Below are 11,155 nucleotides of genomic sequence, written 5' to 3' on the forward strand. Positions count from 1 at the left end.
GCCGATGGTCGAGCCGACACCCCAGGACGCGCCCCTGCGCGCCGAGCGGGACGCTGGGCGGGCGGAGCCGATGCTGCGCGCTCTCGGCGCGTTCGGGCGCTTCGAGGGGATCGTCCCTCCGCTGTTCGAGGCGGCCGTGCGGATCCTGCACCCCTCCGACGACCCGCCCCGGCGCTGGCGCGAGGTCGCCGAGCGGGAGGGGACGCTCCTGCATCCGCTCGCGCAGTGGTACTCGCTCACCGGCGAGCATCCCGACGAGTACCCGGAGCCCCGCCTCGGAGTGCTCCCGCTCGACGAGCTCGCGGCCGTCGCCGCCGTGCTCGCGGAGCACACGAGCACCCCCGACGACTGCCTCGCCGTGTTCTGGGAGGGGTTCGGCGTGCTGAGCGGCGGGTCGCGGATCCTGATCTCCCGCTCGGACGCCTCGGAGGAGCTGCCCGAGTGGATGAGCGACACCCGGCCGACCGGCTGGGAGCACCCCGAGACCGCCGCCGCGGCGACGGTCGAGCTGCCGGGGCGGGAGGGGCCTCTGCTCTCGCTCGACGTCAGGGTGCTCGAGGACACCGCGTGGGCGCGCGCGGCGGGCTTCGCCGACGCCTCCGGGCTCGTCGTGCAGACTCCGCTCGCGCTCTGGCCGGAGGACCGGGCCTGGTACCTCGCGAGCGAGGTCGATTTCGACTCGACGCTGATCGGCGGCTCGCGCGCCCTCGTCGACGACCTGCTGCGGCTCTCCGCCACCGGACGGATCGAGGCGCTCCTGCTGCCGGAGCAGGTGGACCTCACGAGCACCGGCGACCGGCTCAACCCGAGGCGGCGGTGACGGAGTGAGCGACGAGGACGACGAGCGCTGGCTCGTGGTGAAGGGCCGCCGGTGGCGGCGCACCGATCCCTCGCTGCCGGAGGACGTGGTCGCCGGCCTGACTTCGCACCTCGGGCGAGGGCGCTCGGGGGTGCGCTCCGCCCGGCTGCACGAGGACGCGGAAGCGGAGGCGCTGGCGCGCAGGAGGGTCGGGCTCGCCAAGCACGGGCTGGGCGAGCGCGGACCGGCCTGGTGGGACGAGCCCGAGGCCGATCGGCTCGAGCGCGCCCGCGAGGCGCTGCGGGCGCTCGAGGAGCTCGACGCTCCGGAGGACTGATTCGGCTGCTGCATCCCCCGAGCGTGCTCGTCGGGCCGCTCCGGCGGGACGCGCCCGAACGGATCGGGGGAGAAGGCGGAGAACCGCGGCCTGTGGAGGAGGACCGCCCCGCCGCGGACGTCGCCCGCCCCGCCGCAGGCGTCGCCCGCCGCGGAGACCGCTCGCCGAGGCCGCCCCGCTCCTAGCGGAACCTCACCACGAAGCCGTCCTCCGGCCCGGTCGGGAAGCTCTGCAGGCTCACGCGCAGATCCTGCCCGTCCTCGACGTCGTACGGGTGTCCCGCGACCAGGAGCTCCAGCGCCGCGGACAGCAGGTCGACGGTCGCCGGCTCGCCCGGGCACCGGTGGTCGCCTCCGTAGTGCCCGCCGCCCTGCGCGTTGAAGCCGTCGCGGTCGACCGGCGACCGGAACCGCTCCGGATCGAAGCGTCCCGGAGCCTCCCAGTGCGAGCCGTGGTCCGTCGCGTAGAGGTCGAGCAGCATCCACTGCCCCACGGGGAGGGTCTCGCCGCGGAAGTCCAGCTCCCGTCGGGCCCGTCCTCCGACCATCGGGAAGAACGGGGAGAAGCGCCGCACCTCGTTCGCGAACGCGACGCGCTCCTCCTGGTCGGCGAGCCGCTCCCGCCACTCCGGATGCCCGTGCAGCGCCAGCGCCGCCAGCACCACGAAGCCGCCCACCGCGACCGTGGGCCGCAGCAGGTTGATCAGCTCCACCGCGGCGACCTCGACGGGCAGGAGGCCGCCGTCCTCCTTCTCGTGCGCGATCCGGTGCAGGGGGGTCGGGGAGGGCCCGGCCGTCCGGCTCGCCTCGATCAGGCCCCGCGCCCACCGCTCGGTCGAGCGGCGGCGGAGTCGCGCGGACCAGTTGGGCGGGCCGAAGCGCCCGGCGTTGTCGATCATCGCCCGGAGCTCGTCCGTGCGCCGCAGCACCTCCTCCTCGTCGGCCTCGATGCCGGCCCACGACAGGACCGCGCGGCCCAGGACCTCCGCGGCGACGTCCTGGAGGCGGACCCGCTCGCCGGTCAGCCGGGCGGCGGCCGCCTGCCACTCCCGCGCGAAGGCGGAGACCAGCCTCGACCGCTGCTCGGGCGTCTCCACCAGGTCGAGGAACATCCGCTTCCGCCGCCGGTGCGGCTCGTCCTCGAGGGTCTGCACGCTGCCCTCGTCCTGCAGGAGGTGCAGCACCGAGCCGGGCAGCGCGCCCTCGCGGTCGAAGCGCCCGCCCTCGTAGAAGAATCGCGCCGCCTCGATGCCGCGCGCCACGATCACGGGCCGTCCGAGGATCCGGGTGCGGAACGCGTCCGCGCCCACGTCGTCGAAGCGCCGCGTCCCGAAGAGGTAGCCGTCGGCGAGGACGGCTGCACTGCTGTCGATCGCGGGGAGGGCGGGGATCGAGGGGGCGATCAGCCGGCCGATCCCTCGGTGTCGTCGCCCTCGGCCTGCGAGGGCTTGTCGACGCCCGCGTCGTCGACGTGGTCGTGGTTCTGCGGGTTCTCCTGCGACTGCCCGGTCCGGTCGGTCATGGTGCTCCTCTCGCGTCGGCGCGGTGCGCGCCTCGCGGCCCACGGTAGGAAGAGCGGCGCGGACCCGGGTACCCCGTTGACTCGCGGGGGAGGGGCGGGCAGACTCCGCCGCCGTCAGCGCCTCCGCAGGAGGACCGGCGCGGTCGCCCAGACCACCGCGAGCAGCAGCAGCACGCCTCCGCCCGCCCACAGCCCTGCCGGCCCGCCCAGCACGACGTCGAACACGAAGCCCACGACTCCGACGAACAGCAGCGACCCCGCCGCGAGGCACACCGTGACCACCCGGTTGCCGAACCGCACCAGCTCGGCCTTCCTCCGCCGCTGGAACAGCAGCCGGTGGGCGATGACCGGCGCCAGCGCCAGGATCGTGACGCACGCGGCGAGCAGGACGAGCACGAGGTAGAGCGCCACGTCCGGCGGCGCGAGGTCGGCGAACCGCTGCTGGAAGCACAGCGTCAGGAGGAAGCCGCCCAGGATCTGCGTGCCGGTCTGCACGACCCGCAGCTCCTGCAGGATCTCGTTCCAGTTGCGGTCGGATCTCTCCTCCACCGTCTCGTCGCGGCCGGAGTCGGGGGCGGAGGGGTCGACGGGTCGCTCGCTCATGGAACGAGGGTAGGGCTCAGCCGAGCAGGGACTCCGCCAGCGAGATCGCACCGCGCACTCCGGACTCGTCGCCGAGGGCGGGGCGCACGATGCGGATCCGTCCGCCGCCCGTCCCCGTCGCTCCAGGCGCGCCCATCAGCCGCTCGACCTCGGCCTCGACCGCGGGGACGAGGCCCGGCGTCTTCGACACGCCTCCGCCGACGACCGCGAGCCGCACGCCCGCGACGTAGGCGAGCGTCGTGACGAGCTGTGCGAGGTAGTAGGAGCTGAAGCGGAGGTTCGCGGCCGCCTCCTCCGGGCCGAGGCGGGAGCCGTCGACGCCCCAGCGCGCCGAGATCGCGGGACCGGCGACCAGGCCCTCGAGGCAGTCGCCGTGGAACGGGCAGGTGCCGGCGAAGCCGTCCTCGGGGTGGCGGCGGGGCAGCAGGTGCGCGACCTCGGGCCAGCCGCTGCCGGCGAGGAGCCGTCCGCCCGCGATCACGCCGCCGCCGACTCCGGTGCCGACGGTCAGGTAGACGAAGTCGTCGACTCCGGTTCCGGCGCCCCAGCGGGCCTCGCCCAGGGCGGCTCCGTTGACGTCGGTGACCAGCGCGAGCCGCGCGCCCGGTGCGGCCGCGCCGATCGGGCCGAGGACGTCGGTGCCTTCCCAGCCGAGCTTCGGCGTGGAGGTGAGGTGTCCGTAGGTCGGCGAGCCGGGGTCGATGTCGAGCGGGCCGAAGGAGGCGACGCCGACCGCGGCGACGGTGCCGTCGACTCCGTGGCCGCTGACGAAGCCGGCCAGATCGGCGAGAGTCTCGGCGGGCCCGCGGGTCGGCAGGGTCGTCGTCGCGAGGATCCGCTCGGGATCAGCGGCGTCGGCGACCGCCGCGACGACCTTCGTGCCCCCGGTCTCGATGCCGACGAGGAGGGGACGGTCGGCGGTGGCGCTCATGGATCTCCAGGGCTGCGGTGCGTCTCGGGTCTCAGCAGGCGGACAGCGAGCGCACCTGCGCCGACAGGGTCAGAGGGCTGCCGAGGAGCAGCACCTGATCGAGGTCGTGGCCCTGCATCTTCACACGGGTGCTGCGCGGCAGGCAGGTCGGCTCGCTGAGGTAGAGCGGGGCGCCCTGCTTCGCGGCGACCGGGCCGACGGCCAGCGCGTCGGCGAAGCCGGTGGCCGTGGCGAGGTAGACGGTGTCGCCCAGCTCGGACGGCGGGAAGACGTCGTTGAGGCGTCGGCTGGTGTCGTGGCGGTCGGTCCCGGCGATGCGCGACACGGTGTCGGCGATCTTCGCGGCGCGCAGGTCGGCCTCGACGGCGGTCGAGATCGACGGTGCGCCGCCGAGCAGCTGCACGGTGGAGGGGTCGAGTCCGGCGAGGGTGTCGCGGGTCGGCTGGTCGAGGCGCGAGCGGGCGCCGTCGACGAGGAGGACGGGCTCGGCGCGGCGGCCGGCGATCGGCGCGACCGAGAGGGCGTCCGGGAAGTTGGTGCCGGTCGCGGCGAAGACGTTCTCGTAGCTGCCGTCGGGGAAGGCGTCCTCGACGATCCGGCGCGAGGTGTCGTAGCGGTCGACGCCCTCGATGCGCTCGGTCGGGATCCCGAGGGCCGCCACCTGCTGGAACACCGAGTCGCTCACGGAGAGGGCGCTGCCGACGACGACGATCCGCTGCGGGGCGAGGCGGCGCAGCTCGGCCGCCACGACGGCGGGCAGGACGGTCGGGTCGGTGAGCAGGAGGGCGCCGCCCTGCTTCGCGGCGGCGGGGCCGGCGCTGAGCGCGTCCGGCCAGTTCGCGCCGCTGGCGAGGTAGACGACGGGGGCGCCGTCGGCGAATCCGGAGGCGGTCACCGCGACGGCGGTCGCGTACCGGTCGGTCCCGGCGATGCGGGCGACGTCGGAGGAGTAGGCCGACGGGAAGAAGTCGATCCCGCTGCGGCCGCCCGGCGGCACGGACACGACCGCGCGCTCGTCGAGGCGGGCCAGGCGCGAGAAGTACTGGTCGTCGTAGGCGGGGTACCCCGGCTCCACGAGGCGCAGGAGGTAGTCGCCGGCGGGCAGGGCGAGGTCGCTCGTGTCCCACGCGCGGGCGGCGCCGGGGGCTCCGGTGACGGGGACGGAGTCGAGGAGCGTGTACGTCCCTCCGTCGACCCACCAGGCCTGCACGTCGAAGGAGGGGGAGGAGACGCCCGGGACCGCGTCGGCGGTGATCGATCCGGACAGCTCGGCGGTGCGCAGGAGGGAGATGGCGACGGACTCGTCGGTCCCCCGGGTCGTCCTCGCGGCCTCGGCGATCGGGGTGTCGCCGAACCAGGTCGGGTACCAGTCGTCGCTGCCGATCAGGTTCGCGCGGACGGTGAGGGGCTCGCCGCCGGGAACGGGGAGGGAGAAGTCGGCGCCCGTGTCCGCCTCGGCGACCACGTCGCCCTCGGCGTTCTGGACCTGGACGTAGAAGGACGGGTTCGCGGGGGCGGGGTGCTCCTCATCGGCGTCGCGGAGCGCGATGGTGCCGGAGAGGACGACCTCGGCGGCCGCCTCCTGCGCGGCGCTCGCGCCCGGGAGATCGGGGGCGGCGACGGCCGGACCGGCGGCGAGGCCGGCCAGCAGGAGAGCGGAGACGCCGATCGCGGCGAGGGAGCGTGCGGGCACGGCGGGCCTTTCGGCAGGATCCGCGGGAGGCCGCGGCGGACACGGTGTCTGAATGCTAGCCGCCGCCCGCCTCAGGGCGAGGGCGGGTGTCGGCGGGATGGGCCCCCGTCCGGGGGACGATGGTGGTGGATTCCCGGGGCCGCCGGAGGAGTCCGCGCGAGCAGGCTCCCTCGGCGACCCGGGTCGGATCCCCTACTTGACGACCGCTGCGGTGGCGGCGGAGGTGCGCGTCGCCGTCGTGTAGTCGGCCTTCTTGCCGGTGACGGTCACCGTGATCTTCTTCCCCACCGCGGCGCTGGTCGGCTTGTAGGTGGCGGAGGTCGCCCCGGAGATCGCGGTGCCGTTCGCCTTCCACTGGTAGGTGAGGGCCACCGGCGAGGGACCCCAGGTGCCCGGCTTGGCGGTCAGGGTGGAGCCGACCTTCGCGGTGCCGGTGATCGTCGGGGTCGCGGCGGAGAGGGTGCCCGCCACCACGGCGCTCGTCTTCGCGGAGGTCTTCGTCACGGCGGTGAATCCGGACTTCGACCCTGTGACCGTCACGGTGATCGTCTTGCCGAGAGTGGCGCTGGTCGGCGTGTACGTCGCAGACGTCGCCCCGCTCAGAGCGGTGCCGTTCGCCTTCCACTGGTAGGCGAGGGCGACGGGGGAGGGGCCCCAGGTGCCGGGCTTCGCGGTGAGGGTCGAGCCGACCTTCGCCGTGCCGCTGATGGTCGGCGTCGCAGCGGTGATCGCGCCGCCGGTCACGGCAGCGGTCCCGGAGGAGACGCGTGTCGTCGAGACGTAGCCCGACTTCGAGCCCGTGACGGCGACGGTGATCACCCTGCCCGCGTCGCCCGCGACCGGACGGTACGTGGTGCCGGTCGCCCCGCTGATCGCGGTGCCGTTCGCGCGCCACTGGTAGGCGAGGGCGACAGGGGAGGGGCCCCAGGTGCCGGCGCTCGCCGTGAGCGTCGAGCCGACCGCGGCGGTGCCGGTGATCGTCGGGGTGGCGGCGGTGAGAGCGGTGCCGCCGATGCGCACGACGGTCGATGCCGCCCCGCTCTCGCCTCCGGCGTTGATCGCGGTGACGCTCAGCGTGTAGGTGGCGCCGGCCGCGAGGGCTGTGAAGGTGAAGGACCGGGACGTGGCGGCGACCGTCGTCGACCACGGACCGGCGCCGGCGTTGTCGACGCCGTTGCGCGAGACCCGGTAGCCGGTGATCGCCGGGTTCCCGGGGGAGGCCGGAGGCGACCACGAGATCGTCGCGGATCGCACGGTGTCGTTCGTGGTGCCGGCGACGCGCGTGGGAATTGAGGGGGCGGCGTAGGGGTCGGCAGTGCGCGTGACCGACGCGGTCTCGCCGGCACCGATCTCGTTGATCGCCCTCACGGTGAAGGTGTACGAGGTGTTCGGTCGGAGGTTCGTGAAAGTCTGCGAGCGGCGATCCGCGGAGACGACGGTCGACCAGGGGCCGCTGCCTGAGGCATCGGTGCCGTCGCGGGCCACTCGGTAGCCGGTGACGGGACTGCCGCCGCCGTTGGACGGCTCGCTCCACGACACGGTGATGGAACTGCCCGAGGATTCGGCATGGACCTGTTCCGGTGCCGACGGCATGGAGAAGTCCGTACTGAATCCGGCGCACGTCTTGAGAGAGTCGGTGAAAGTGCGACGGTTCTTGAATCCGTCGCTCGCCGATGCGGACCAGATGCAGAACTGGTAGACCCCGGGTCGGTCCAGAGAAAGAGTCTGAGAAGTGGAATCTGCGGCGTAGACCGCATCGTATCCGGGGTATCCCTCTGGGTCGCCGCTCGGCCCGAAGACGAAGTCGGTGGTTGCGTGGTACTCGTCAAACCCGCACTGCCGTCCATCGAGCGAGGGCGCGTCCCAGCTCGCGGTGGCAAGAGTTGTCGTGGGGTCGACGGTGACAGTGAGGTCCGACGGTCCGGGCGCTCCGGATTGACGGTGGACGTCTGCCGCTGCGACAGGGCTCTGGAAGTCCGAGGGCTCCAATGGAGCGCCCTCGGAGCCGCCGGCGAACGGCGCGGAGAAGTCGGTGACGCTGACGACCTCGACGCCCACGGGATCGGTGGAGTGCGGGATGGAGATCGTCGCCGATGTAGCCCCTCTGACCTCGGTGAGGGCGGTGGTGAACATTTGGTAGAAGTAATACCCCGGATAGAAGTAGTACTTCTCGTACAAATGGATGCGATAGCCCGCGACTGCTTGCTGCGGGGCATTCCAGGAGATCGTGACGGCGTCCGTGCACCCGTTCTGCACCGCGACGACGTTCGTCGGCGCCGCAGGCGATCCCGCGGCCTGGGCCGGGGTCGCGACGAAGAAGGAGAGGAGCAGGGCGAGGAGAAGGGAGACGCTGAGGGTCTTCGTTCGCATGGGGGAGGGCATCCGGATCCGTCGGAGAGAGAAGTCCGACGACTGTCGAGCCGGGGGGATCGTCCCATGTGCTTCTCCGGCTCGCTAAGTCCCCCATTCTGGGCAGAATCTCACGAAGTCCGGGATTGTCATCGGTGCGGTGACCAGAGGATCGGAGAGGCTTTGTCGAAGAAAGGCGTGGTGTGTAGCTCGGGATCATCGGGCTCCGCCGCTCGCCATGACGACCGCGGCACTCCTGTGCGCGAGACCCGCTATGCACGCGCGTTCCGTGCGCGCCACGGCGAGAATCGCACGATCGGCGCGTGCAAGACTGGGCGCGAGCGTGCTCCATCCCGCTGCGTCACGCGCGGGCCACGGAGCCACTGGACCCGGTCCGCTCATCCGCATCCTTTCGCAGGAGGACTCGAATGACCGATACCGCCGTGCTCGCTGAGGCACCCGCCCGAACCCCCGTCGCGAAGACGATCCTGATGTGCCGTCCCGAGCACTTCACCGTCGTCTACCGCATCAATCCGTGGATGGACCCGCAGGTCCCCACCGACACCTCCCTCGCCGTCCGGCAGTGGCAGACCCTCTACGACACCTACGTGGCGCTCGGCTTCACGATCGAGCTGATCGAGCCCGAGGCCGGTCTGCCGGACATGGTCTACGCGGCCAACGGCGGATTCGTGATCGACGGCATCGCCTACGGCGCCTCCTTCACCTACCCCGAGCGCCAGCCCGAGGGCCCCGCGTACATGGACTGGTTCCGCTCGGCCGGCTTCGACGTCCGCGTCCCCGAGGAGGTCAACGAGGGCGAGGGCGACTTCCTCCTCGTCGGCGAGCGCATCCTCGCCGGCACCGGCTTCCGCTCCGCCTCCGACTCGCACGCCGAGGTCGCCCGCGTCTTCGGCCGCGAGGTCGTCACGCTCGAGCTCGTGAACCCGTCGTTCTACCACCTCGACACCGCGATCGCCGTGCTCGACGACACGACCATCGCCTACCTCCCGAGCGCGTTCAGCGAGGAGGGCAACCGCACCCTCCGCGAGCTCTACCCCGACGCGATCCTCGTCTCGGAGGAGGACGCGTCCGTGCTCGGACTGAACTCCTTCTCCGACGGCCTCAACGTCGTGATCGCGTCCCGCGCGACGGGCTTCGAGCGCCAGCTGCGCGAGCGCGGCTACAACCCGATCGGCGTCGACCTGTCCGAGCTGCTGCTCGGCGGCGGCGGCGTGAAGTGCTGCACGCTCGAGCTGCGCCGCTGACCCACTCCCACCGGCCGGCGACCTGAAGCGCCTGCCCACCCTCCACTGTCCACGAGTCGTCGCACTCGACGCCGAGTGCGACGACTCCTGGACGGTCGATCGTCCCCTCAGGAGGAACGACATGAGCATCACCGACACCACCACCGCCCGCTCCGCCGCGCTCATCGCCGCGGAGGAGGAGCACGCCGCCCACAACTACCACCCGCTGCCCGTCGTCGCGGCCACCGGCGAGGGCGCCTGGATCACCGACGTCGAGGGCGTCCGCTACCTCGACTGCCTCGCCGCCTACTCCGCCGTGAACTTCGGCCACTCGCACCCGGTGCTGCTGGAGGCGGCCCGCGAGCAGCTCGGCCGCGTCACCCTCACCAGCCGCGCGTTCCACAACGACCGCCTCGGCCCGTTCGTCACGGCGCTCGCCGCGCTCGCCGGCAAGGACATGGTCCTGCCGATGAACACGGGCGCGGAGGCGGTCGAGTCGGGCATCAAGGTCGCGCGCGCCTGGGGCTACCGGGTCAAGGGCGTCGCCCCGGGCAGGGCGAACATCGTCGTCGCGGCGGGCAACTTCCACGGCCGCACCACCACGATCATCTCGTTCAGCGACGACGCGGAGGCGCGCGACGGCTTCGCTCCGTTCACGCCCGGATTCCGCACGGTCCCGTTCGGCGACGCCGCAGCCCTCGAGGCCGCGATCGACGACGACACCGTCGCCGTGCTGATCGAGCCGATCCAGGGCGAGGCGGGCATCGTCGTGCCGCCGGCCGACTACCTGCCGGCCGTCCGCGAGATCACCGCGCGCCGCAACGTCCTCTTCATCGCCGACGAGATCCAGTCCGGCCTCGGCCGCACCGGCGCCACCTTCGCCTGCGACCTGGTCGGAGTCGTCCCCGACGTCTACCTGCTCGGCAAGGCGCTCGGCGGCGGCATCGTCCCGGTCTCGGCCGTGGTCGCGGACGCCGACGTGCTCGGCGTCCTGCAGCCGGGCCAGCACGGCTCGACCTTCGGCGGCAACCCGCTCGCCGCCGCCGTCGGCCTCGCGGTCGTCGAGATGCTCGCGACGGGCGAGTACCAGGCCCTCGCCCGCGAGCGCGGCGCTCAGCTGCACGCGCGCCTCCAGTCGCTGATCGGCCGGGGAGTGCTCGCCGTCCGCGGCGCCGGTCTCTGGGCCGGCATCGACATCGACCCGCAGCTCGCCTCGGGCCGCGCCGTCTGCGAGGCCCTGATGGCCCGCGGAGTGCTGGCCAAGGACACGCACGGCTCGACGATCCGCCTGGCGCCGCCGCTGGTGGTCACCGCCGCCGAGATCGACTTCGCCGTCGACGAGCTGGAGGCCGTGCTCGAGTCGCTGCGCTGAGGCGCGCCTCCCGCCCGCCGCGAGATGCCACTTCGGTACGCGACACGCCGTAGCGGGCGTACCGAAGTGGCATCTCGCGGCCGGGAGGAGAGTGCCGATGAGACGGCACGTCTCATAGGCGCAGGACGCCGCCACCGCTCTGCGATACTCGCGCGATGAGCACACCTCTCCCGCCGGAGAACACCCCGCCCTCGGCCCCCGACCAGCCCGCCGCGGGCCGACTATGGCGCTCGTGCACCTGCTCCTCCGCCTCCTCGACTCCGGGCCCCGCTGGGGCCGCCACACCATCGGCACGAGCCGGTACGG

9 protein-coding genes are annotated in these 11,155 nt (G+C 73.0%); 4 read left to right on the forward strand and 5 right to left on the reverse strand.

From position 1 onward, the window contains the following. Positions 1 to 4: 4 nt before the first annotated feature. On the forward strand, positions 5 to 820 hold the full coding sequence (locus C5C24_RS10035; protein ID WP_104277035.1) for a hypothetical protein: 816 nt from the start codon (positions 5 to 7) through the stop codon (positions 818 to 820). A gap of 4 nt (positions 821 to 824) precedes the next feature. Further along, positions 825 to 1,136, forward strand: a complete 312-nt coding sequence (locus C5C24_RS10040) for a biopolymer transporter Tol (protein ID WP_104223799.1) — start codon at positions 825 to 827, stop codon at positions 1,134 to 1,136. Between the two features lie 181 nt (positions 1,137 to 1,317). Here the strand turns inward: C5C24_RS10040 and C5C24_RS10045 are convergent, their stop codons facing one another. The 5 genes from C5C24_RS10045 to C5C24_RS10065 all read right to left on the reverse strand — a co-directional run bounded on the left by C5C24_RS10045 (position 1,318) and on the right by C5C24_RS10065 (position 8,254). Continuing rightward, positions 1,318 to 2,445 carry a cytochrome P450 gene (locus C5C24_RS10045; protein WP_104277034.1) on the reverse strand — a complete coding sequence of 376 codons (1,128 nt, stop codon included), beginning with the start codon at positions 2,443 to 2,445 and terminating at the stop codon, positions 1,318 to 1,320. 326 nt (positions 2,446 to 2,771) lie between these two features. Further along, on the reverse strand, positions 2,772 to 3,260 hold the full coding sequence (locus tag C5C24_RS10050; RefSeq protein ID WP_104256068.1) for a DUF6328 family protein: 489 nt from the start codon (positions 3,258 to 3,260) through the stop codon (positions 2,772 to 2,774). 16 nt (positions 3,261 to 3,276) lie between these two features. Further along, complete coding sequence (locus C5C24_RS10055; RefSeq protein ID WP_104277033.1) at positions 3,277 to 4,191, reverse strand: ROK family protein; 915 nt, start codon at positions 4,189 to 4,191, stop codon at positions 3,277 to 3,279. 31 nt (positions 4,192 to 4,222) lie between these two features. Continuing rightward, positions 4,223 to 5,884: a cell wall-binding repeat-containing protein gene (locus tag C5C24_RS18570; protein ID WP_104304863.1), complete on the reverse strand. Its 1,662-nt coding sequence runs from the start codon at positions 5,882 to 5,884 to the stop codon at positions 4,223 to 4,225. Between the two features lie 192 nt (positions 5,885 to 6,076). Continuing rightward, entirely contained in the window at positions 6,077 to 8,254 is a 2,178-nt protein-coding gene (locus C5C24_RS10065) for a fibronectin type III domain-containing protein (RefSeq protein ID WP_181135513.1), read from the reverse strand. Between the two features lie 407 nt (positions 8,255 to 8,661). On the opposite strand from C5C24_RS10065, the gene ddaH reads away from it, so the two are divergent. Then, entirely contained in the window at positions 8,662 to 9,498 is an 837-nt protein-coding gene (gene ddaH / locus C5C24_RS10070; RefSeq protein WP_104304865.1) for a dimethylargininase, read from the forward strand. A 121-nt stretch (positions 9,499 to 9,619) separates the two neighbouring features. Next, on the forward strand, positions 9,620 to 10,849 hold the full coding sequence (rocD, locus tag C5C24_RS10075) for an ornithine--oxo-acid transaminase (protein WP_104304866.1): 1,230 nt from the start codon (positions 9,620 to 9,622) through the stop codon (positions 10,847 to 10,849). The last annotated feature ends 306 nt before the right edge of the window (positions 10,850 to 11,155 follow it).

This window comes from Rathayibacter sp. AY2B3 (assembly GCF_002931755.1).
Classification (GTDB): domain Bacteria; phylum Actinomycetota; class Actinomycetes; order Actinomycetales; family Microbacteriaceae; genus Rathayibacter.

Bases quoted from the DNA above. Each gene is read 5' to 3' on its own strand.
- C5C24_RS10035 (WP_104277035.1), top strand. From the start codon at position 5: ATGGTCGAGCCGACACCCCAGGACGCGCCCCTGCGCGCCGAGCGGGAC.
- C5C24_RS10050 (WP_104256068.1), bottom strand. From the start codon at position 3,260: ATGAGCGAGCGACCCGTCGACCCCTCCGCCCCCGACTCCGGCCGCGAC.
- C5C24_RS10055 (WP_104277033.1), bottom strand. From the start codon at position 4,191: ATGAGCGCCACCGCCGACCGTCCCCTCCTCGTCGGCATCGAGACCGGG.
- C5C24_RS10065 (WP_181135513.1), bottom strand. From the start codon at position 8,254: ATGCGAACGAAGACCCTCAGCGTCTCCCTTCTCCTCGCCCTGCTCCTC.
- ddaH (WP_104304865.1), top strand. From the start codon at position 8,662: ATGACCGATACCGCCGTGCTCGCTGAGGCACCCGCCCGAACCCCCGTC.
- rocD (WP_104304866.1), top strand. From the start codon at position 9,620: ATGAGCATCACCGACACCACCACCGCCCGCTCCGCCGCGCTCATCGCC.